The following is a 20,632-nucleotide window of genomic DNA, read 5'->3' on the forward strand; positions in this document are numbered from 1 at the left end:
CCCCACCCCGAAAACGGATTGATCGAATCCGATCGACAAGAGAGCGCTTACGAGCGACTTTCGCTCGCCAAAGTGCCAGAAACCGGGTCGCTCCAGCGGGACTTGCCATACAGTCCCATTCATCAATACCGTCGTACATCTCACCCGCATCGGTCCATCGGCAAGCGACTCAGGGGAAGACGCAGGCATCACGATGGGTCCCGGAGCGGGGCGCGGTAGGGGGGTGCCGTGCTCGGTGTGTCCATGCGCTCCGGGTCGCGGGTACCGCGCGGCCAGTCATGCCAACTCGCCGGTCTCGCAAGGAGATCGCTTCCGTGCGGGGATGGCGAGAACCCCCCTTTCGAACCGGACATTCAACCGGGCCGCCCAGGGGTGGGCCGCCCACCGGACGAGAGGGAGACCGACCGATGAGCTCGTTCCTGCGCCCGGCCGTCACGGGCCGCGAATTCACCGAACCGAGCCGAATAGCGGCCCGCTACCGGGCCATCACGAACCATCTGGCGATCACTCCCCCGGTGAGTGTCGTCATTCCCGCGATGAATGAGGCGGAAAATCTTCCGTACGTGTTCAAGTCACTGCCGGAATGGATTCACGAAGTCGTCCTCGTCGACGGAAATTCAACGGACAACACCATCGAGGTGGCCCGGGAACTCCGGCCCGACGTCAAGGTCGTCAAGCAGGTCGGCAAGGGCAAGGGCGACGCCCTGATCAGCGGCTTCGCGGCCTGCACCGGCGACATCATCGTGATGGTCGACGCCGACGGCTCGGCCGACGGCCAGGAGATCGTCTCCTACGTCTCCGCCCTCGTCGGCGGCGCCGACTTCGCCAAGGGCTCGCGCTTCGCGAACGGCGGCGGAACCGACGACATGACCGGCATCCGGCGGCTCGGCAACTGGGCGCTCTGCTCCCTCGTCAACCGCAAGTTCGGCGCCCGCTACACCGACCTCTGCTACGGCTACAACGCCTTCTGGAAGCACTGCCTCGACGAGATCGTCCTCGACTGCACCGGCTTCGAGATCGAGACCCTCATCAACATCCGGGTCGTCAAGGCCGGCCTGAAGGTGCAGGAGGTCCCGAGCCACGAATACCTGCGGATCCACGGCGTCAGCAACCTCAACGCGGTGCGCGACGGCATCCGGGTCCTGAAGGTGATCCTCCGGGAGAAGCGCGTCCCGAAGGCCGCCCGGGCGCTCCGCCGTCCCGCCGCCTTCTCGGTCAACGTCCCGCGGGGAGAGGTCTCTTGAGCGACCGGCCGGCCCCGCCCCGCTTCTCGGTGGTGATCTGCGTCTACACGGAGGAGCGGTGGGGGGACATCCTCGCCGCCGTCGACTCCGTCCGGAAGCAGTCGCTGCCGCCGCTGGAGACCCTGCTCGTCGTCGACCACAACGAGCGGCTCCTCCACCGGCTCGCCGAGGAGTTCGCGGGCGAGCGCGACCGCGCGGAGGTGCGAGTGCTCGCCAACGCGGGCCCCCGCGGCCTCTCCTCCGGCCGCAACACCGGCATCGCCGCCGCCCGCGGCGCCCTCGTCGCCTTCCTCGACGACGACGCGGTGGCCGAGCACGACTGGCTCCACCACTTCGCGGCCGGGTACGAGGACCCGGAGGTCGTCGCCGTCGGCGGGCGCACGCTGCCCGTCTGGGCCTCCGGCCGCCGGCCCGCGTGGTTCCCCGAGGAGTTCGACTGGGTCGTCGGCTGCACCTACCGGGGGCTGCCCCCAGGCCGGGTGCGGGTCCGCAACGTCCTCGGCGGCAACGCCTCCTTCCGGCGCACCGCCTTCGAAGCCGCCGGCGGCTTCGCCACCGGCATCGGCCGGGACGGCGACCGGCGCCCGCTGGGCTGCGAGGAGACCGAGCTGTGCATCCGGCTCGCCGGCGCGGTGCCGGGCGCGGTGCTGCTCATCGACGACCGGGCAGTCATCCACCACAAGGTGCCCGCCGCCCGCGAGCGCTTCGCCTACTTCCGCACCCGGGTCTACGCGGAGGGCCTGTCGAAGGCCCTCGTCGCCCAGAGCGTCGGGGCCGGCAAGGGCCTGGAGTCCGAGCGGCGCTACACCAGCCGGGTGCTGCCCGCCGGAGTGCTGCGCGGGATGCGGGACGCCCTGCTGGGCCGGGCGGGCGGCGCGGGCCGGGCCGGCGCGATCGTCACGGGCGTGGCGCTCGCCGCCGGCGGCTACGCGCTCGGCACCCTCCGCGCCCGCCGCGGCGGCTCCCCCGCCTTCTCGTGGGGGCCGATCACACCGGAGGACGCACCCGCCGCCGACCGCCGGGAGCCGGCGGCCGAGGCCGAGGGGGCGGTCGCGTGAGCGACGCCTCCACGAAGACCCCCACCGGGTCCCGCCAGGACCCCGCCCCGGTGCCGGTCCTCATGTACCACGCGGTCGCGCCCGATCCGGCGCCCGCGACGCTCGGGCTCTCCGTGACGCCCGAGGCCTTCGCCGCGCAGATGGACGTGGTGGCCGGACGGGGCTTCACCCCGGTCACCACGGCCGCCCTCGCCGCCGCCTGGCGGAGCGGGACGGCGCTGCCGCCGCGGCCGGTGCTCGTCACCTTCGACGACGGCTACGAGGGCGTCCACCGGTACGCCCTGCCGGTGCTCGCCCGGCGCTCCTTCGCGAGCACCGTCTTCGTCACCAGCGGCTGGCTGCCCGGCCGGCACACCACCGGAGGCGCCCTCGACACCATGCTCTCCTGGGAGCAGGTGCGCGAACTGGCCGCCGCGGGCACCGAGATCGGCGGGCACAGCCACAGCCACCCGCAGCTGGACCAGCTCGACGCGCGGCGGCTGCGGTTCGAGGCGCTGCGCTGCCGGGAGCTGATCGGCGAGGAGCTCGGCACCGCGCCGGACTCCTTCGCCTACCCGTACGGCTACTCCAGCCGCAGGGTGCGCGCCGCCGTCCGGGAGGCCGGCTTCGCCCAGGCCCTCGCGGTCGGCAACGCGCTCGCCCGGCGCCGCCAGGGGCCGTACGCGCTGGAACGGGTGACCGTGCGCCGCTCCACCACCACCGCGGAGTTCGTCCGCCTCGTCGAAGGCCGGGGCGTGGGGCGGAACTTCGCCGCCGACCGGGCGCTGACGAAGGGGTACGCGCTCGCCCGCAGGGCGCGCGGCGCGCTGCGCGGGCACTGGATCTGAGGGGCGGCGGGCGGCGCGTCCCGCCCGGCAAAATCCGGTGCGCCGCCCGGACGGTTGACGGATCATGGCGGCATGCCAGACACCCCCGCCGTACCGTCCGGGCCGCGCCAGGCGCTGCCGGTCGTGGTCAACCTCGACGACAGCGACTCGCCGGGCGACGTCATGGACGCGCTCTTCCTCGACCGGTTCACCACCGGGGAGCAGCCGCACTCGCACGGCCTCACCCTGGACCGGGCCAAGCCCGACGCGACCCTGCTGCCGCCGGGCGCCCGGGTGCTGCGGGGGTCGAAGGAGGAGGACCGCAGCTCCGTCCTCGCCGAGGGCGACGGCTGGACGATCCTCTCCTCGCGCTGGAAGCACCGCGCCGACGTCACCGTGACCGCGACCGACGCCGAGCTGGCCGCGCGGATCCTCGCCGAGGCCACGGACGGCGCCAAGGACGAGCCGGAGCCGGAGCCCGAGGACGTCACCATGGGCTTCTGGTACCTCGCCCCGCAGCGCGGGCCGCGCCGGATGACCCGGCGGATCAGCGCGGACACCTGGGACGGGGCCCGGCCCAACTACACCGCGCCGGTGGCCGGGGCGATGGACCGGCTGATGAAGCTGACCCCCGAGGACGTCACCGGCCGGCTCCTGCTGCTGCACGGCCCGCCCGGCACCGGCAAGACCTCCGCGCTGCGCACCCTCGCCAGGTCCTGGCAGGACTGGTGCCAGGTCGACTGCGTGCTCGACCCCGAGCGGCTCTTCAACGACATCGGCTACCTGATGGACATCGCCATCGGCGAGGAGGGCGACGGCACGGAGAAGGAGCGGTGGCGGCTGCTGCTCCTGGAGGACTGCGACGAGCTGATCCGGGGCGGGGCCAAGGAGGCCACCGGCCAGGCGCTGTCCCGGCTGCTGAACCTGACCGACGGTCTGCTCGGGCAGGGCCGGAACGTGCTGGTGGGGCTCACCACCAACGAGGACCTGGAGCGGCTGCACCCGGCGATCGTGCGCCCGGGCCGCTGCCTGGCGCGGATCGAGGTCGGGCCGCTCACCCGGGCCGAGTCGGTGGCGTGGCTGGGGCGGGACGAGGGCGTGCCCGCCGAGGGCGCCACGCTGGCGGAGCTGTTCGCGCTGCGGCGCGGGGCCTCCCCCACCGAACTCCCCGAGCAGCGCGCCCCCGCCCCCGGTCTCTACCTGTGAGCGGGGCCCGGGCCCGCCGGGGTCCTTCCCGGCGGGCCCGGACCGTCACTCGGAGTCGTACGCGGCCCTCAGCGCGTCCCGTACGGCGGCCTCGGCCTCGTCCCGGGTGAGGCCCAGGCGGTAGGCCTCCTCCGCGTACTGCGCGGCGGCGGAGGCGGCCCGGCGGCTGGCGGCGTCGCCCGCCGCCGCGACGAAGGTGCCGTGCCGGCCCCGGGTCTCGATGACCCCGTCGGACTCCAGTGCCTTGTACGCCTTGGCGACCGTGTTCGCGGCGAGCCCCAGCTGCTCCGCGAGTCCCCGGACCGTCGGCAGCTTGTAGCCGACCGGGAGTCTGCCCGACCGGGCCCGCTCCGAGATCTGGGCGCGCAGCTGTTCGTAGGGGGCGGTGGTGGACTGGTGGTCCACGGCGATTGTCAGTGTCACCCGCCCGATTCTGCCCCCACCCCACCGGAAAATGGGAGGCGGCGGCACGGCCCCGGCCGTAGCGTGCGGCCCCATGACTGTCATCGTCCGTGACGTACGGCCCGACGACGCCGAGGGTTTCGCCCGCGTCCGGCGCGCCGCCGTCCCCTTCATGCTGGCCACCGCCGAGCAGGTGGCCTTCGACTGGGCCCACGCCCATCCCGAGGCCCACTACCGGCCGCTCGTCGCCGTGTCGGAGGCCGGCGAGGTGATCGGGACCGCTCAGGTGGGCATCGCCCACGACGCCCCGAGGCCCGGGATCGGCTACCTCAACGTGTACGTGCACCCCGACCGCCAGGGGCTCGGAGCGGGCACGCTGCTGGTGCGCACGGCCGAGGAGTACCTGGCCGAGCGGGGCGCGACGGTGCTGTACGGCTGGGCCATGGACGAGCCGTCGAACCGCGCGTACGCCGAGCGGCGGGGGTACGCGCCGAGCCGTACCGCGCACTTCCTGCGGCTCGACCTGACGGCGGGGCTGCCGCCGCTCCAGGACCCGCCGGCCGGCGTCGAGCTGCTGACGGCCGGGGAGTTCGCGGCCGACCCGCGACCGCTCTTCGAGCTGGACGCGGTGACCAGCGCCGACGAGCCGGGGGACGTGGGGGTCGAGCTCGACGACTACGCGCACTGGCTGGAGACCACCTGGAACCACCCCCTGTTCGACCGGGCGCTGACGGTGGTGGCGGTGGTGGACGGGGTGCCGGCCGCGTTCAGCGCGGCGCGGACCGACGGCCTCGGCCGGTACGCGACGGGGATGACGGGCACGGCGCCCGCCTTCCGCGGGCGCGGCCTGGCCAAGCTCGCCAAGAACGCGTCGCTGCACCGGGCGCGGGCGGCGGGCTGTACGGAGGCCTTCACCGGGAACGACGCGGGGAACGGGCCGATGCTCGCGATCAACGAGTGGTTCGGGTACGCGATCGGCGCGACGGAGGTGCGGTATGTCAGGACGCTCGGTTGAGGTGGCGCTGTGGAAGGCGGGGCGGCTGAAGATCCGCTACCCCGCCGAGGTGGTGGCGGAGTCGGCGACCCGGCTGTCGGTGCGGGCGCCGTGGGCGGCGCCGGGGGTGCGGGACTTCGGCTTCGTGCGCTTCGAGCCGGGTGACGTCTTCGTCGAGCACTACTGGAACGACCGCTGGTACACCGTCAAGGAGGTGTGGTCGGCGGGCGACGGGCTCAAGGGCTGGTACTGCGACATCACCCGGCCGGCCGAGTTCGGGGCGGCCGGGGTGACGGTCGAGGACCTGGACCTGGACCTGTGGGTGTCGGCGGACGGCAGCGAGGTGCTCCGGCTCGACGAGGACGAGTTCGCGGCGAGCGGTCTGGCCCTCTCCGACCCGGAGGCCGCCGAGCGGGCCGTGACCGCCCTCGACGAGCTGGAACGGCTGGGCCGCCGGGGTCTGGTGGCGCTGCTCGACGGCCCGCGTTGAGGACCGGCTAGTTCAGGGTCACGGGGGCGTTCTCGACGGCGCGGAAGCCGGGGGCGGGGAGGCCGAGGCCGCCCTCGGGGACGAGCTGCATGAGGGTGGCCTCGACGCGGGCCTCGCCGGGCTGGTAGCCGGGGTCCTTCACCACCGCGGTGTTGGTCCAGGTGCGGACGAGGCCGTCGCAGACGGCCCGGGTGCCGCCGATGCCGGCGGAACGGTCCTGCTGGCGGAGGGTGGAGCTGACGAAGACCGGGCCCGCGCTGTCGTCGAGGCAGCGGTAGGTGCCGGAGAGGGTGACGGTGGCGTCGGCGCCGAGGAGGCCGGCCGGGTCGACCGTGAGGAAGTCCGCGAGCCGTCCGGCCGGGTCCGCCGCGGGGCCGCCGTCCCCTCCCGCGTGGGCGAGGGGGGCGGCGGTCGCGGCGAGGAGCACGGTGGCGGCGAGGGCGAGTCGGACGCGCATGTCGGGGTTCCCTTCGGGGGGTGGGGGGGAGTTGTCGCCCGCCAGGGATACCGGATCCGGCCGCCCGTTGTCCGAAACTCACTCCTTCATCGGCGCGTTGGCCGGGCGGCGCGCCGATCGTCGTACCGTCGTACGCGCCCGGGTTCAGGCCCCGGCGCGCCGGCGGGTCACCGCCTTCCGCAGCAGCGGCCACAGCAGGAGCAGCAGCACGATCGCGTACACGGCCACCGAGAACGGGGTGTTCACCAGACCGGTGACGGAGCCGTCGCTGATCTGGAGGGCGCGGCGGAGCTGCTGCTCGGCGGCCGGGCCGAGGATGACGCCGATGACCGCGGGCAGCACCGGCAGGCCGTACCGGCGCATGCCGAGGCCGAGGAGGCCGATCACCAGGAGGACGACCAGGTCCAGGGCCTCGCCGCCGACCGCGTACGCGCCGACGGCGGCGAAGAACAGGATGCCGGCGTAGAGGTACGGGCGCGGGATGCGCAGCAGCTTCGCCCAGACGGGCGCGAGCGGCAGGTTGAGCGCGAGCAGCAGGACCATGCCGACGAAGAGCGAGGCGATCAGGCCCCACACCAGCTCGGGCTCCCGCTCGAAGAGCAGCGGACCGGGCTGGATGCCGTACTGCTGGAAGGCGGCGAGCATCACCGCGGCCACGGCGGTCGTCGGCAGGCCCAGCGTCAGCATCGACACGAGGGTGCCGGCGGCCGAGGCCGAGGCGGCCGACTCGGGTCCGGCGACGCCCTCGATGGCGCCCTTGCCGAACTGGTCCTTGTGCTTCGAGAGCCGCTTCTCCGTCACGTACGACAGGAAGGTCGGGATCTCGGCGCCGCCGGCCGGGATCGCGCCGAACGGGAAGCCGAGGAACGGGCCGCGCAGCCACGGCTTCCAGGTGCGCCTCAGGTCCTCGCGGCCCAGCCACGGACGCCCGACGGGCACCGGCCGGCCCGGGGTGCGGCGCAGGTGGGCGGCGACCCACAGGGCCTCGCCGATGGCGAAGAGGCCGACCGCGACGATGACGACGTCGACGCCGTCGGCCAGCTGGAGCGAGCCGAAGGTGAGCCGCTGCTGGCCGGTGAGCTGGTCGAGGCCGACCAGGCCGATGGTGAGGCCGATGAGCAGCGAGGCGACGCCGCGGATCCGGGAGGAGCCGAGGACCGAGGTCACCGCGATGAAGGCGAGGACCATCAGCGCGAAGTAGTCGGGGGCGCCGATGTCCACGGCGAGGGCCGCGACGGTGGGGGCGAGGACGACGAGCAGCACCGTGCCGATCATGCCGCCGGCGAAGTGGCCGATGGCGGCGGCGGCGAGCGCCTGCGCGCCCCGCCCCGCCCTGGCCATCGGGTGGCCCTCCATGGCGGCGACGACGGCCGCGCTCTCGCCGGGGGTGTTGAGCAGGATCGAGGTGGTGGAGCCGCCGAACATGGCGCCGTAGTAGATGCCGGCGAACATGATGAACGCGCCGGTCGGTTCGAGGCCGTACGTCACCGGGAGCAGCAGGGCGACGGCCATCGCGGGGCCGATGCCGGGCAGCACGCCGATCGCGGTGCCGAGGAGCACGCCGACGGCGGCCCACAGCAGGTTGACCGGGGTGAGGGCGGTCCCGAAGCCCTCCATCAGGGAGTTCAGGGATTCCATGGGTCAGAGCACTCCCATCAGCGGGCCGCCGGGCAGCGGAACGCCCAGCAGGCGGTCGAAGACGCCGTAGGTGAGGAGGGAGAGGACGGCCGCGATCAGCGGGTCGCGGGCGGGGTGGCGGCTGCCGAGGGCGTAGGCCGCGCCCCAGAAGAGCAGGGTGCCGGAGACCGGGAAGCCCAGCGGGCCGATGAGGACGGCGAAGCCGAGGAAGACGCCGACGAGGAGGAGCACGGTGCGCCAGTCGGCGGGGGCCGCGAGGTCGACGTCCTCGCCGCCCTCGGCCTCGCCCCGGCCGCCGTGGAGCACGTCGAGGGTGAGGAGGACGGCGACGACCAGGAGGCCGCAGCCGACGAGGAGGGGGACGGTGGCGGGGCCGACGGGGCCGCGCGCGGAGACGTCGACGTCGAGGGTGAGGGCGTCGGTGAGGACGAGGACGCCGAGCAGGAACAGCAGGGCGCCGACGCCGAGTTCGGAGCGGGAACCGGGCCGTTCCTTCGGGTTCGTGGTCACAGTCCGAGCTCCTTCAGCACCGTGTCGACGCGGGCGTTCTGGTCGGTGAGGAAGGCGCCGAACTCCTCGCCGGGCAGGAAGGCGTCGGTCCAGCCGTGGGTCTTCAGGGACTCGCGCCACTGCGGCGAGCCGTGCAGCTCGGTGACGAGGGTGACGAGCCGGTCCCGCTCGGCGTCGGTGAGGCCGGGCGGGGCGACGATGCCGCGCCAGTTGGTGAACTCGGTGTCGAGTCCGGCCTCGCGGAGGGTGGGGGCGTCGAGACCGGGCACGCGCTCGGCGCCGGTGACGGCGAGGAGGCGCAGCTCGCCGGCCTCGATCTGGTCGAGGTACTCGCCGACGCCGGAGACGCCGAAGGCGACCTTGTCGCCGAGGATGGAGGCGAGGAGTTCGCCGCCGCCGTCGAAGGGGATGTAGTTGACGTCCTTCGGCGGGATGCCGGCGGCCCTGGCCATCAGCATCGGGGCGAGGTGGTCGGGGCCGCCGGGCGAGGAGCCGCCGCCGACGGGCAGCTTCCCGGGGGCCTCCTTCCAGGCCGCGAGCAGCTCCTGGATCGTCCGGTACGGGGAGTCCTTGGAGACCACGACGATGTCCTGCTCCTCGGTGAGCCGGGCGATCGGGGTGGTGTCGGCGAGGGTCCTGGGCGTCTTGTTGGTGTGGACGGCTCCGACGACGCCGAGCCCCATCGACATGGCGAGGCGCCCGTCGCCGCGCTCGCCGACGAGCCGGGTGAGGCCGACGGTGCCGCCCGCTCCGGGCAGGTTGAAGACCTCGATGTCGCCGGTGAGGCCGGCCTCCTCGGCGTTCTTCGCCGCGGTGCGGGCGGTGATGTCGTAGCCGCCGCCGGGCGTGTTGGGGACCATGAAGCGCAGGCCGGGGATGTCGGTGCCGGTGTCGGGGCCGCTGCCGGGGGTGAGCAGCGGCGGCCCCACGAGCACCAGCAGCGCCGCCCCGAGCAGGGCGAAGGGGGTGCGAAGACGCAACGAGGCCGCCTCTCGGTGGTTGGGGGTGGGTTCCGGGCGGGCCCGGGAAGAGTGAAGTGGCCCACATGTTGCCCGCGCGTGAGGAAGCTGTCGCGCTTCCGCAACCAACGGACGTTGTGGTCCTTGTGGTCGCGACCTACCGTGTCCGGCGTGACGAAGGTGCTGGTGGTCGACGACGACTTCATGGTGGCCAAGCTGCACAGCCGCTACGTGTCGGCCGTGCCGGGCTTCTCCGTCGTCGGTGTCGCGCACACCGGCGCGGAGGCGCTGCGCGCCGCCCACCGGCTCCGCCCCGACCTGGTCCTCCTGGACATCTTCCTGCCGGACATGGACGGCATCGGGGTGCTGCGCGAGCTGCGCGGGGCGGGTCTCGCGGTGGACGCGCTCTTCATCACGGCGGCGCGGGACGCGGGCATGGTCCGGGCGGCGCTGCGGGCCGGCGCCCTGCACTACCTGATCAAGCCCTTCCACCAGGCGGCGCTGCACGAGCAGCTGCGGCACGCCGCCTCCCTGCGCACCCGCCTCGACGGCCTGGACGAGGCGCGCCAGGAGGACGTGGACCAGATCTTCGGCACCCGCCCGCCCGGCTCCCGCGAACTCCCGAAGGGCCTGGCCCCGCACACCGCCGACCTGCTGGAGGGCATCCTCCGGGCGCACCCCGAGGGCCTCTCGGCGACCGAGTGCGCGGAGGCCGGCGCGCTCTCCCGCGTCAGCGCCCGCCGCTACCTGGAGCACTTCGCCGCGACCGGCCGCGCCGAGGTGACGCTGCGGTACGGGGGCACGGGCCGCCCGGAGCGGCGGTACCGGCCGGCGGGGTGAGGACGGCCCACGCGGAGCGGGCGGCGCTCCGCCCGTCGGTCCCGTCCGGCGCTCCCGCCCCTCGGCGCCGGGGTTGTCTGATCCGCTTCTTAGCCTCGCCTTAACGCGGTCCTAAGGATCGTCGTCTCCCGCTCCTCACAGGGCTTTTCGCGGTTCCGGAGGGCTAGCTTGCTGCTCGTCCCCCCGCCTCACCCCCGTGAAGGAGCCGTCCCCCCATGACCTCACGCCGTACGCTCGCCGCCACCGTCACCGCTCTGGCGCTGTCCGGGCTCGCCGCCTCGCCCGCCTTCGCGCACGGGTCGATGACCGATCCGGTGAGCCGGGTCGCGGCCTGTTACGCGGAGGGGCCCGAGTCGCCCTCGTCGGCGGCGTGCCGGGCGGCGGTGGCGGCGAGCGGGGCGCAGGCGTTCTACGACTGGAACGCGGTGAACATCGCGAACGCGGCCGGGCAGCACCGGCAGCTGATCCCGGACGGGAAGCTGTGCAGCGCGGGCAACGACAAGTACCGGGGGCTCGACCTCGCTCGGGCGGACTGGCCCGCGTCGGGGATGACGGCCGGGAAGCACACCTTCCGGTACAAGGGGACGGCGCCGCACAAGGGGTCGTTCGCGCTGTACGTGACGAAGGACGGGTACGACCCGACGCGGCCGCTGAGGTGGTCGGACCTGGAGGCGGAGCCGTTCGTGACGGTGACCGACCCGGGGATGCGGGACGGCGACTACGTCTTCGAGGGGACGGTGCCGGAGAAGTCGGGCCGTCACCTGATCTACTCGATCTGGCAGCGGTCCGACTCCCCCGAGGCGTTCTACACCTGCTCCGACGTGGTGTTCGGGGCGGAGCAGCAGGGCGGGGGCGGGGGCACGGCCCCGACGGCCCCGACGGCACCCGCGACCGCTTCCGCCGCCGCACCCGCCACCGCCGCGCCGGCCGCTCCCGCGCCGGCCGCCTCCGCGCCGTCCGAGGAGCAGATCGAGGAGGGCCGGGAGCACTCCACGGTCGAGCACGGCGGGCACGGGGACGCCGACGCGTCGACGGGGCCGGAGCCGAAGGCGACGACGCAGGCGCCGCCCGCTCCCGCGCCCGCGTCCGCCGGGGAGGCGGTGGAGCTGGCCGAGACCGGCGGCGACGCCGCCACGCCGTACCTCGCGCTGGGGGGGGCCGGTGTGCTGGCGGCCGGAGCGGCCGTGCTGTTCGCGGCGACCCGGCGGACCCGGCGGGGCTAGCCGACCACGGACAGGCAGGTGGTCGGGGTGGCGTGGGCCGGGTCGAGGGCGTTGGCGACCTCGTGGAAGGTGACCCGGTCCACCGTGCCGATGGCCACGTGCTCGGAGAGGTCGAGGGCGCACTTGTCCTGGATGAGGACGTTGGTGACGTCCGGCCCCGAGAGGAACTGCGTGCGGTACGGGGTGACCACCTCGTCGTACTTGGTGGCGATGACGTGGTAGCGGACGCCGGGCACGGTGTCGCCGCCCTCGTTGAGCTTCGTGAGGAAGGCCGAGCCGGCGATCTGGTCGGCGAGGCCCGGCGTGGACGCCTTGATCAGGTCCTCGGCGCCCGGGAAGTACGGCAGCAGCCGGGTCAGGCCGAGCAGGGTGGTGCCGTGGTTGTCGGGGGCGATGCCGACGAGCGCGTTCACCTTCTCGGCGCCGCCGAGGAACTTGAGGTACCAGCGGGGCATCATGCCGCCCTGCGAGTGGCCGACGAGGTCGGCCTCGGGGGCTCCGGTGGCGGCGAGGACCCGGTCGACGAAGGCGTCGAGCTGTCCGGCGGACTTCTCGATGGGGCCGAGGCCGTGGAAGAGGGGCACGTTCGGCAGCTGCCCGTAGTCGAGGGAGTAGACGCAGTAGCCGCGGTTCACCAGGTAGGGGGCGAGGGCGAGCCAGTTGTCGACGGAGTTCCCGAGGGTTCCGTGGACGAGGACGACCGGGCGGGGGTGGGCGGCGGAGGGCTTGCAGGTCCAGTCGTTCCAGCCCCGGCTCGGGGCGGCGGCCTGGGCGGTGGCGGTGGGGGCGAGGACGGCGGCGACGGCCAGGAGCAGGACGGTCAGCGCTCTGGCGAGGCGCTTGCGGAGGGTCCGGGGGCTCTGGGGATTCCGGGGGTTCCGGGGCAGCATCGGGCGATCTCCTTGCGGCTCAAGGGGATGGTGGGGGTGCTGTGCCCTGCGGTCCGGACCACAAGTGGGGATGTTCTCCAGCCAAGTTACGCACGGGTGTTACCGGCTGGGAAGTTACGCGTCGGTAAAAACTGGCGTGTCGTCAGCGGGCTTCCCCGCGGAGGCGGTTCGGCCCCGGCCCGGCTGCGCGGCCGGCGAGCGGGCAGGGACGAGGACGGACGCGCGGCGGACGGGCCGGCGGGCTTCCCCGTCAGCCGTTCGGCCCCTCCCCGCCTGCGGGGACGTCCCCACGGCCGGAGCCTGGGGGGCATGAGTCTCGTCGACGAACTGAAAAGCGCCGTCACCCCCCGAGCCGCCCTGCTCGTCGTCGGGGTCTTCGCCCTCCAGCTCCTCTTCATCACCTCGTACGTCGGGGCCCTGCACAGCCCGAAGCCCACGGACGTGCCCTTCGGCGTGGCCGCGCCCCAGCAGGTCTCCGCCGGTCTGCTGAAGCAGCTGGAGGCGCTGCCCGGGGATCCGCTCGACCCGCGGACGGTCGCCGACGCGGACGAGGCCCGGGACAAGATCATGAACCGGGAGATCGACGGGGCCCTGATCGTGAACCCGGCGACCCGGACCGACACCCTGCTCGTCGCCTCCGGCGGCGGCACCGTGCTCTCCTCCGCCCTGGAGAAGATCTTCACCCAGGTGGAGGAGGCCCAGCGGCGGGAGCTGCGGACGGTCGACGTGGCCCCCGCCTCGCCGCGGGACTTCGACGGGCTCTCGGCCTTCTACCTGGTGGTCGGCTGGTGCGTCGGCGGCTACATCTGCGCCGCGATCCTCGCCATCAGCGCCGGCTCCCGCCCGGCCAACCGGGAGCGGGCGATCATCCGGCTCGGCGTCCTCGCGCTCTACTCGGTCCTCGGCGGCCTCGGCGGCGCGGTCATCGTCGGCCCGGTCCTGGGCGCCCTGCCCGGCTCCGTCGCCGCCCTGTGGGGGCTCGGCGCCCTGGTGGTCTTCGCGGTCGGCGCGGCGACCCTCGCGCTCCAGTCGGTCTTCGGGATCGTCGGCATCGGCCTGGCGATCCTGCTCGTCGTCGTGCTGGGCAACCCCAGCGCGGGCGGCGCCTTCCCCGCGCCGATGCTGCCGCCGTTCTGGAAGGCGATCGGCCCGGCCCTGCCGCCGGGGGCCGGCACCTGGGCGGCGCGCTCGATCGCGTACTTCAAGGGCAACGACATGACGGCGTCGATGCTGGTGCTCTCCGCCTGGGCGGTGGTCGGCGCGGCGGTCACGCTGGTGCTGTCCTCGGTGAAGCGCAAGCCGGAGGGCGAGCCGATCGCCGCGGAACTGGACGAGGTCAAGGGCTGACCGCCTGCCGCACGCAGGACGGAGGCCCCCGCCTCGGCGGGGGCCTCCTCACGCGTCCGGGGCTACTTCCCGTAGTAGGCCCGGGTCATCAGCTCCTTCATCTCGTCGATCATCGGCATCCGCGGGTTGGCCGGGGCGCACTGGTCGGCGTAGGCGTTCATCGCCTGCTGCGGCAGGGCCTCCATGAAGGCCGCCTCGTCGACGCCCTCGGCCCGGAAGCCGGCCGGGATGCCGCACCGCTCGCGCAGCTCCTCGACGGCCCGGGCGTAGGACTCCACGCCCTCCTGAGGCGTCGCGGCCGGCAGGCCGAGCGTCCGGGCGATCTCCTGGTAGCGCTCCGGGGCGCGGTAGACCTCGGCCTTGGGCCACGGCACGGCCTTGTGGGTGACGGTGCCGTTGTGCCGGATCACGTGCGGCAGGAGGAGGGCGTTGGTGCGGCCGTGGGCGACGTGGAAGGTGTTGCCGAGGGTGTGGGCCATGGCGTGGACCAGGCCCAGGAAGGCGTTGGCGAAGGCCATGCCGGCGATGGTGGAGGCGTTGTGCATCCTCTCGCGGGCCTCGGGTGCCTTCGCGCCCTCCTTCACGCAGGTCTCCAGGTTCTCGAAGACGAGCCGGATGGCCTGGAGGCACTGCCCGTCGGTGAAGTCGTTGGCGTAGGCCGAGACGTACGCCTCGGTGGCGTGGGTCAGGGCGTCGAAGCCGGAGTCGGCGGTGACGGCCGGCGGGAGGTGCAGCGGGAGCACCGGGTCGACGATGGCCACGTCCGGGGTGAGGGCGTAGTCGGCGAGCGGGTACTTCCGCGCGGCCTCCGGGTCGGAGATGACGGCGAAGGGTGTGACCTCGCTGCCGGTGCCCGAGGTGGTCGGGACGGCGACCAGCTTCGCCTTCTCCCCGAGCTTCGGGAAGCGGTAGGCCCGCTTGCGGATGTCGAAGAACTTCTCCTTGGTGTCCGCGAACTCGACCTCGGGCCGCTCGTACATCAGCCACATGACCTTCGCCGCGTCCATCGGGGAGCCGCCGCCGAGGGCGACGACGGTGTCGGGGCGGAAGTCCCGCATGGCGGCGGCGCCGGCCCGGACGGTGGCGAGCTCGGGGTTGGGCTCGACGTCGTCGATGACCTGGACGGCGACGGGCTCGGCGCGGCCGTTCAGGATGTCGGTGACCTTCTGGACGAAGCCGATCTCGCCCATGGTGCGGTCGGTGACGATCGTGACCCGGTGGACGTCCTCCATCTCGCCGAGGTAGCGGATGGCGTTGCGCTCGAAGTAGATCTTCGGCGGGATCTTGTACCACTGCATGTTGGTGTTGCGCCGTCCGATCCGCTTGACGTTGATCAGGTTCACCGCGCTGACGTTGTTCGAGACGGAGTTGTGGCCGTAGGAGCCGCAGCCGAGGGTGAGCGAGGGGAGGAAGGCGTTGTAGACGTCGCCGATGCCGCCGAAGGTGGAGGGGGCGTTGACGATGACGCGGACGGCCCTGACCCGCTTGCCGAACTCCTCGGCGAGCGCCTCGTCCTCGGTGTGGATGGCAGCGCTGTGCCCGAGGCCGTGGAACTCGACCATGGCGGCGGCCAGTTCGAGGCCCTGCTCGGTGGAGTCCGCCTTGAGGGCGGCGAGGACCGGGGAGAGCTTCTCGCGGGTGAGCGGCTCCCGCTCGCCGACCTCGGCGCACTCGGCGAGCAGGATCGAGGTGCCCTCGGGGACCTCGAAGCCGGCCTGTTCGGCGATCCACACCGGGGACCTGCCGACGACGTCCGCGTTCAGCCTGGCGCCGCCGCAGTCGCCGCCGTACGCGGTGGCGCCGAAGAGGTACTCCTCCAGCTTGGTCTTCTCGGCGGCGGTGACGACGTGGGCGCCGAGCCGCTCGAACTCGGCGATGCCCTCCTCGTACACCTCGGCGTCGAGGATGACGGCCTGCTCGGAGGCGCAGATCATGCCGTGGTCGAAGGCCTTGGAGAGGACGATGTCGTGGACCGCCCGCCGGAGCGCGGCGTCCTTGGCGACGTAGGCGGGGACGTTTCCGGCGCCGACGCCGAGGGCGGGCTTGCCGCACGAGTAGGCGGCCTCGACCATGGCGTTCCCGCCGGTGGCGAGGATGGTGGAGACGCCGTCGTGGCGCATGAGGAGGCCGGTGGCCTCCATGGAGGGCTCCTCGATCCACTGGACGCAGTGGGCGGGGGCGCCGGCGGCGACGGCGGCGTCGCGGACGGTCCGGGCGGCCTCGGCGGAGCACCGCTGGGCCGAGGGGTGGAAGGCGAAGACGATCGGGTTGCGGGTCTTGAGGGCGATCAGCGCCTTGAAGACGGTCGTCGAGGTGGGGTTGGTGACCGGGGTCATCGCGCAGACGACGCCGACGGGCTCGGCGATCTCGGTGATGCCGTTCAGTTCGTCGCGGGAGATGACGCCGGCGGTCTTGAGCCCGGCCATCGAGTGGGTGACGTGCTCGCAGGCGAAGAGGTTCTTGACGGCCTTGTCCTCGAAGAGTCCCCGGCCGGTCTCCTCGACGGCGAGCCGGGCCAGCTCCCCGTGGGCGGCCAGCGCGGCGAGGGACGCCTTCTCGACGATGTGGTCGACCTGCTCCTGGTCGAGCCGTTCGAACTCCGCGAGCGCGCCGAGCGCCCGTCCGACGAGTCCGTCTACCCTCTCCTTGGCCTCCATGACGGGCCTCCTTCACCGGTCCCTTGTTTCTTCCTTGCCTCCATTCGACACCTGATGACCTGCGACAAGGGGCGCGGAAAGACCTGGGGGAGGGGGTCGGAAGTCCTTTTGTGAACGGATTCACAAGATCTCGGGAGGGGAGGCCCCCGGCCGCACCGGCCGGGGGCCTCCGGGCGGGTCAGTAGAGGCTGACCCCGTACTTGGACAGGGCTTCCGGCACCGGCTGGTAGAAGGTGGTGCCGCCGGTGGAGCAGTTGCCGCTGCCGCCGGAGGTGAGGCCGAGCGCCTTGGTGCCGTCGTACAGCGCGCCGCCGGAGTCGCCCGGCTCGGCGCAGACGTTCGTCTGGATCATGCCCCTGACCGTGCCGCCGCCGGAGTAGCGGACGGTGGCGTTGAGGCCGGTGACGGTGCCGCTGCGGGTGCCGGTGGTGGAACCGGACCGCTTGACGGACTCCCCGACGTAGGCGTCGGCGGCGGTGAAGCCGCCCGTGTGGGCGAGCGAGGCGTTGTCGTAGCGGACCAGGGCGTAGTCGTTGCCCGGGAAGCTGGAGCCGACGGTGGCGCCGATCAGCGTGGACTGGGCGGAGTTGGCGTACCAGGTGTTCACCACGTTGCCGCAGTGGCCGGCGGTGAGGAAGTAGTACGTGCTGCCGCTGCGCACGTTGAAGCCGAGCGAACAGCGGTAGCCGCTGCCGTAGATGGCGTCGCCGGCCCCGAGCAGGGGCTTGAAGACCCCGGAGTCGCGCTGGACGCGCAGGGCGCCGGCGTCGGAGCCGGCCGCCGAGCGGACCTTCGCGAGCTCCGCCTCGGAGACGGTCGAGTCGGCGGTGACGACGACCCGGCCGGCGGCCTCGTCCACGTACCAGGCGATGCCGCCGACCCCCGCGGCGTCGACCGCGGACTCGGCGCGGGCCAGCTGGGCGGCGCCGGCCGGGCCGGGGGCGGGGGCGGCCTGGGCTCCGGGGAGTCCGAGGGCGGTGACGGCCGCGAGTCCGGCGGCGACGGCGAGCAGTCGGGTGCGCTTGATCCTCACTGTGCTCCTCACATCCTTCTGGGAAAAGCGGAGGGGGCCCGGGGGGTGAGAGGCCCGTGAGGCGAGGTCAGGTGACGTGTTCCTGACATCCACCGCCAGTGATGGTGCCGCCTCCCGGGAGGACGCACAAGACCGCCGCACGCGCGGATGCCCCGGCCGCACCGGTCGGAGGCACCCGTCGTCCGGATTCCGGAAGGCCCCCGGTCAGTCCGTCAGCACCCGCCGCTCCCCCGCCTCCACGGCGAGGTCCAGCGTGTTCCCCGGCGGCGGGAACGGGCAGATGAAGTGGTCCGCGAAGGCGCACGGCGGAAGCAGCGCGCGGTTGAGGTCCACCGTCACCGTGCCGTCCTCCGCGGGCGCCTCCGGGCGCAGGAAGCGGAAGCGGAAGGTGGACCGCCCGGCGGTGGCGTCCGCGAAGACCGCCCAGAGCGTGCCGTCCTCCTCCACCGCGACCTGGAGGGCGTGCACCCGCCCGTCGAGTTCGAAGACGACCTCTCCGGAGAGCCCGAGCCCGCGCTCCCTGCCGTCCGCGTTCTCCACCCGGACGGCGCGCGGCTCCTCGTACGGCCGGTAGACGCCCGGCACCTCCCAGCGCGGGTCGTACGGCGTGGCCTCGATGCCCCGGAAGGCCCGCCGCGCCGCCGAGCCCGGGTCGAAGTCCCTTACCGCCCACAGTCCTTCGCGGCGCAGCACCATGAGCCGGCGGTCCGCCGCCGCGACCCGGGACCCGTGGACCGGCGCGTGGTCGGCGGTGAGCCGGACGGTGCCGGCGAAGGGCGCGCCGTCGACGGTGAGCCCGTCCCCGGCGTCCGCCGTCAGGACCACCTCGTCGCCGTCCTCCCGCCACTCCCCCGGCAGGCCCGGCAGCCGGCCGTCGGGGAAGTCCGCGAGCCAGTGGGTGCCGGCGAGGGAGAGCGGGCCGTACGAGGAGGCCACCGCCGCCTCCCGCCGCTCGTGCCAGTGCCGCCAGTCCGCCGCGCGGGGATCCGTGCCGTCGGTGTCGCCGGGGACGCGGCTGTCGTGCGTGTCGCTCATGGTGTTCCACCCTTCCACACCGGCGCCGGAAGCCGGGGGCGCGACGCCGTCCCGCAGGAGGGCGAGGGCGGCGCGGGCGGCGGCGTCGTTCTGCGCGAAGGCGGGGCCGCCGCTCCGGGGCCGGGTGAAGCCGCCGCCCACCCCCGCGGTGGTGTACGGGCCGAGGGCGATCCGGCGCGGGTGCGGGCGGCCGTCGCGCTGGAGGATCCGCCCGTCGGCGGGGTCGACGGCGAGCAGCCCGCCGGGGGTGGCCCGGGCGCCGTCCTCGTACAGGCCGCGCAGCAGCGGGCTGGCGGTGCGCAGGACCGTGGCGGGGTCCAGCCGGGCCTCGACGAGGGCGCGGGCCTCGGTGACCGCTCCGGGCACGGCGGGCGAGGAGGCCCGGAAGACGCCGCGCCGCTCGTCGGCCACCACGGTGGGACGGGGTCCGAGGAAGCGGACGACACCGGCCTCGGAGAGCGCGAGCAGCCGGCGGAGCCTGGACCCGGGCGGGCCGGAGGCGAGGTGGCTGTAGAAGCCGTGCCACCAGGCACCGGTGTCGACCCGGTGGGCGAGCCGGCCGAGCTGTCCGTAGACGGAGTCGAGGGCGGCGACGACGGCGGCGTCGGCGCTGTGGGCGGGGTCGTGACGCCGGGTCAGGCCGGCGGTGACGCGGGCGCGCAGCACCTCCTGGAGCGCGTCGGCGCTCGGGGCGCGCAGGCCGTCGAGGGGGTGGTCGAGGGCCTCGGGGTCGAAGCGGTCGGCGGGGTCGGGGACGGCGGCGGCGACGAGCGCGGCGAGTCCGGGGTCGCCCGGCGGCGCGGCGGTCCAGCCGGCTTCGAAGGCGGCCCAGGGGCGGGCCGTGCGCTCCGGGTGGGCGGCGAAGAGCCGGTGGTAGTGGGCCCAGCCGAGCTCCCGGGCGACGTGCGGCCACACGTCGCGCCGGAAGTCGAGCGGCCCGTCCCCGGCGAGCAGGGCGTCGACCCGGTCGGGGCCGAAGAAGCGGGGCAGCGGGGGCCGTTCGCCGTCGAGGACGTAGCCCGTCTTGGCGTGGTACGGGACGCCCCGGCGGGAGCCGGCGTACAGCACCGGTTCGCGGCCGGAGGGCACGTACACGGGCGCGTCCCCGGGGCCCTCGTACCGGCCGCCGCGCCCCTCGGTGAGCAGCACCATCAGGTCGACGAAGGCGAGGCCGAGGCCCCGGACGAGGACGGGACGGCCGGCCGGGAGGGCGGCGAGGTCGAGCTCGGCGGTGTGGCCCGGCGGCAGGTGGACGAGGCCGTGGCGGGCGGCGAAGGCGGTCAGTTCCCGCTGTTCGGCTTCGGGTTCGGCGTCGAGGTGGCCGAGGGCGAGGACGACGAGGTCGGCGGGGAGGGGTTCGGCGCGGCCGGCGAGCAGGACGCGCTGCCGGCCCTCGCGCGGGCCCTCGACGCGCAGGGCGGTGGTGCGGTGCTCGTGGAGGGTGACGCCGGCGGGCAGCGCGTCCCGGGCCCGCTCGTAGGCCCAGCGCAGGTAGGCGCCCTGTTCGCGGCGGGTGGCGAAGCGGCGGTCGTCGGTCCCGGCCCAGGTCGCGAGCGTGGGTCCGGGGCGTACCGGCCCTTCGAGGGGGACGGTGTCGTCGGTGAAGAGGGTGACGTCCCCGGCCCGGGAGTTGGTCCAGAGCAGCGGGGACCGGTCGGTGCGCCAGATCCGGCCGGGGCCGGGCGGGTGCGGGTCGACCAGGTGGACGTCGAGCGGCCGGCCGCCGTGCCGCCCGGACAGGGCGGCGGCGAGCCGTTCCAGGAAGCCGGTGCCGCGCGGCCCGGCACCGACGATCACGAGGGAGGCGGCGCTCACCGGTCGCCCCCCTCCCGCCCGCCCTCGC

Annotated in this window: 18 protein-coding genes and 1 pseudogene; 9 read left to right on the forward strand and 10 right to left on the reverse strand. The window is 74.1% G+C overall.

Features of this window, described 5'->3' with window-relative positions; translation table 11 throughout:
- Positions 1–407 precede the first annotated feature (407 nt).
- The 4 genes from ACF1ED_RS31770 (at position 408) to ACF1ED_RS31785 (ending at position 4,314) form a co-directional block, all read left to right on the forward strand.
- Complete coding sequence (locus tag ACF1ED_RS31770; RefSeq protein WP_391766369.1) at positions 408–1,244, forward strand: glycosyltransferase family 2 protein; 837 nt, start codon at positions 408–410, stop codon at positions 1,242–1,244.
- Positions 1,241–2,302 (forward strand): glycosyltransferase family 2 protein, encoded by a 1,062-nt coding sequence (locus tag ACF1ED_RS31775; protein WP_391766371.1) that lies wholly within the window; start codon positions 1,241–1,243, stop codon positions 2,300–2,302. Before ACF1ED_RS31770 ends, ACF1ED_RS31775 begins: the two co-directional genes overlap by 4 nt.
- Positions 2,303–2,364: 62 nt before the next feature.
- Positions 2,365–3,129: a polysaccharide deacetylase family protein gene (locus tag ACF1ED_RS31780; protein ID WP_391766489.1), complete on the forward strand. Its 765-nt coding sequence runs from the start codon at positions 2,365–2,367 to the stop codon at positions 3,127–3,129.
- A gap of 72 nt (positions 3,130–3,201) precedes the next feature.
- Positions 3,202–4,314, forward strand: a complete 1,113-nt coding sequence (locus tag ACF1ED_RS31785) for a DUF5925 domain-containing protein (protein WP_391766373.1) — start codon at positions 3,202–3,204, stop codon at positions 4,312–4,314.
- 45 nt (positions 4,315–4,359) lie between these two features.
- Here the strand turns inward: ACF1ED_RS31785 and ACF1ED_RS31790 are convergent, their stop codons facing one another.
- Positions 4,360–4,737, reverse strand: coding sequence for a GntR family transcriptional regulator (locus ACF1ED_RS31790; RefSeq protein ID WP_189953319.1), 378 nt, complete (start codon positions 4,735–4,737; stop codon positions 4,360–4,362).
- 73 nt (positions 4,738–4,810) lie between these two features.
- Here ACF1ED_RS31790 and ACF1ED_RS31795 point away from each other — a divergent pair, with 73 nt between their 5' ends.
- Both ACF1ED_RS31795 and ACF1ED_RS31800 read left to right on the forward strand, forming a co-directional pair.
- The gene (locus tag ACF1ED_RS31795; RefSeq protein ID WP_391766375.1) at positions 4,811–5,731 is read left to right on the forward strand and encodes a GNAT family N-acetyltransferase; all 921 of its coding nucleotides are present in this window, start codon (positions 4,811–4,813) and stop codon (positions 5,729–5,731) included.
- On the forward strand, positions 5,712–6,200 hold the full coding sequence (locus ACF1ED_RS31800) for a DUF402 domain-containing protein (protein ID WP_391766377.1): 489 nt from the start codon (positions 5,712–5,714) through the stop codon (positions 6,198–6,200). Before ACF1ED_RS31795 ends, ACF1ED_RS31800 begins: the two co-directional genes overlap by 20 nt.
- A 7-nt stretch (positions 6,201–6,207) precedes the next feature.
- On the opposite strand, the gene ACF1ED_RS31805 is transcribed toward ACF1ED_RS31800, so the two are convergent.
- From ACF1ED_RS31805 to ACF1ED_RS31820, 4 genes are all read right to left on the reverse strand, one after another.
- Positions 6,208–6,657: a DUF6299 family protein gene (locus ACF1ED_RS31805; protein ID WP_391766379.1), complete on the reverse strand. Its 450-nt coding sequence runs from the start codon at positions 6,655–6,657 to the stop codon at positions 6,208–6,210.
- Between the two features lie 144 nt (positions 6,658–6,801).
- Positions 6,802–8,295, reverse strand: coding sequence for a tripartite tricarboxylate transporter permease (locus ACF1ED_RS31810; RefSeq protein ID WP_391766381.1), 1,494 nt, complete (start codon positions 8,293–8,295; stop codon positions 6,802–6,804).
- A 3-nt stretch (positions 8,296–8,298) separates the two neighbouring features.
- On the reverse strand, positions 8,299–8,805 hold the full coding sequence (locus ACF1ED_RS31815) for a tripartite tricarboxylate transporter TctB family protein (RefSeq protein ID WP_391766383.1): 507 nt from the start codon (positions 8,803–8,805) through the stop codon (positions 8,299–8,301).
- The gene (locus tag ACF1ED_RS31820) at positions 8,802–9,785 is read right to left on the reverse strand and encodes a Bug family tripartite tricarboxylate transporter substrate binding protein (RefSeq protein ID WP_391766385.1); all 984 of its coding nucleotides are present in this window, start codon (positions 9,783–9,785) and stop codon (positions 8,802–8,804) included. The genes ACF1ED_RS31815 and ACF1ED_RS31820 overlap by 4 nt, the downstream gene beginning before the upstream one ends.
- A gap of 150 nt (positions 9,786–9,935) precedes the next feature.
- Between ACF1ED_RS31820 and ACF1ED_RS31825 the strand changes: the two genes are divergently transcribed.
- Positions 9,936–10,604, forward strand: a complete 669-nt coding sequence (locus tag ACF1ED_RS31825) for a response regulator (RefSeq protein ID WP_391766387.1) — start codon at positions 9,936–9,938, stop codon at positions 10,602–10,604.
- Between the two features lie 215 nt (positions 10,605–10,819).
- Complete coding sequence (locus ACF1ED_RS31830; protein WP_391766389.1) at positions 10,820–11,827, forward strand: lytic polysaccharide monooxygenase; 1,008 nt, start codon at positions 10,820–10,822, stop codon at positions 11,825–11,827.
- Here ACF1ED_RS31830 and ACF1ED_RS31835 read toward each other — a convergent pair.
- Positions 11,824–12,717: an esterase/lipase family protein gene (locus tag ACF1ED_RS31835; protein WP_391766391.1), complete on the reverse strand. Its 894-nt coding sequence runs from the start codon at positions 12,715–12,717 to the stop codon at positions 11,824–11,826. The genes ACF1ED_RS31830 and ACF1ED_RS31835 overlap by 4 nt on opposite strands.
- Before the next feature lie 309 nt (positions 12,718–13,026).
- On the opposite strand from ACF1ED_RS31835, the gene ACF1ED_RS31840 reads away from it, so the two are divergent.
- A complete protein-coding gene (locus tag ACF1ED_RS31840) occupies positions 13,027–14,064 on the forward strand; it encodes a DUF3533 domain-containing protein (RefSeq protein ID WP_391766393.1) in 1,038 nt (345 codons plus the stop codon).
- A gap of 62 nt (positions 14,065–14,126) precedes the next feature.
- Here the strand turns inward: ACF1ED_RS31840 and adhE are convergent, their stop codons facing one another.
- The 4 genes and pseudogenes from adhE to ACF1ED_RS31860 all read right to left on the reverse strand — a co-directional run.
- Positions 14,127–16,721 carry a bifunctional acetaldehyde-CoA/alcohol dehydrogenase gene (gene adhE, locus ACF1ED_RS31845; protein ID WP_391766395.1) on the reverse strand — a complete coding sequence of 865 codons (2,595 nt, stop codon included), beginning with the start codon at positions 16,719–16,721 and terminating at the stop codon, positions 14,127–14,129.
- Between the two features lie 178 nt (positions 16,722–16,899).
- Positions 16,900–17,754: a S1 family peptidase gene (locus ACF1ED_RS31850; RefSeq protein ID WP_391766397.1), complete on the reverse strand. Its 855-nt coding sequence runs from the start codon at positions 17,752–17,754 to the stop codon at positions 16,900–16,902.
- A gap of 204 nt (positions 17,755–17,958) precedes the next feature.
- Entirely contained in the window at positions 17,959–18,789 is an 831-nt protein-coding gene (locus ACF1ED_RS31855; RefSeq protein WP_391766491.1) for a DUF1684 domain-containing protein, read from the reverse strand.
- A 48-nt stretch (positions 18,790–18,837) separates the two neighbouring features.
- A pseudogene (locus ACF1ED_RS31860) lies at positions 18,838–20,604 on the reverse strand (FAD/NAD(P)-binding protein); the annotation flags it as partial.
- Positions 20,605–20,632 lie beyond the last annotated feature (28 nt).

This window comes from Streptomyces sp. NPDC014656 (assembly GCF_043084305.1).
Lineage (GTDB): Bacteria > Actinomycetota > Actinomycetes > Streptomycetales > Streptomycetaceae > Streptomyces.

Excerpts from the sequence above, each read along its gene's own strand:
- ACF1ED_RS31770 (WP_391766369.1), top strand. The coding sequence starts at position 408 with ATGAGCTCGTTCCTGCGCCCGGCCGTCACGGGCCGCGAATTCACCGAA.
- ACF1ED_RS31780 (WP_391766489.1), top strand. The coding sequence starts at position 2,365 with ATGTACCACGCGGTCGCGCCCGATCCGGCGCCCGCGACGCTCGGGCTC.
- ACF1ED_RS31785 (WP_391766373.1), top strand. The coding sequence starts at position 3,202 with ATGCCAGACACCCCCGCCGTACCGTCCGGGCCGCGCCAGGCGCTGCCG.
- ACF1ED_RS31795 (WP_391766375.1), top strand. The coding sequence starts at position 4,811 with ATGACTGTCATCGTCCGTGACGTACGGCCCGACGACGCCGAGGGTTTC.
- ACF1ED_RS31800 (WP_391766377.1), top strand. The coding sequence starts at position 5,712 with ATGTCAGGACGCTCGGTTGAGGTGGCGCTGTGGAAGGCGGGGCGGCTG.
- ACF1ED_RS31805 (WP_391766379.1), bottom strand. The coding sequence starts at position 6,657 with ATGCGCGTCCGACTCGCCCTCGCCGCCACCGTGCTCCTCGCCGCGACC.
- ACF1ED_RS31810 (WP_391766381.1), bottom strand. The coding sequence starts at position 8,295 with ATGGAATCCCTGAACTCCCTGATGGAGGGCTTCGGGACCGCCCTCACC.
- ACF1ED_RS31830 (WP_391766389.1), top strand. The coding sequence starts at position 10,820 with ATGACCTCACGCCGTACGCTCGCCGCCACCGTCACCGCTCTGGCGCTG.
- ACF1ED_RS31835 (WP_391766391.1), bottom strand. The coding sequence starts at position 12,717 with ATGCTGCCCCGGAACCCCCGGAATCCCCAGAGCCCCCGGACCCTCCGC.
- ACF1ED_RS31840 (WP_391766393.1), top strand. The coding sequence starts at position 13,027 with ATGAGTCTCGTCGACGAACTGAAAAGCGCCGTCACCCCCCGAGCCGCC.
- adhE (WP_391766395.1), bottom strand. The coding sequence starts at position 16,721 with ATGGAGGCCAAGGAGAGGGTAGACGGACTCGTCGGACGGGCGCTCGGC.
- ACF1ED_RS31855 (WP_391766491.1), bottom strand. The coding sequence starts at position 18,789 with ATGAGCGACACGCACGACAGCCGCGTCCCCGGCGACACCGACGGCACG.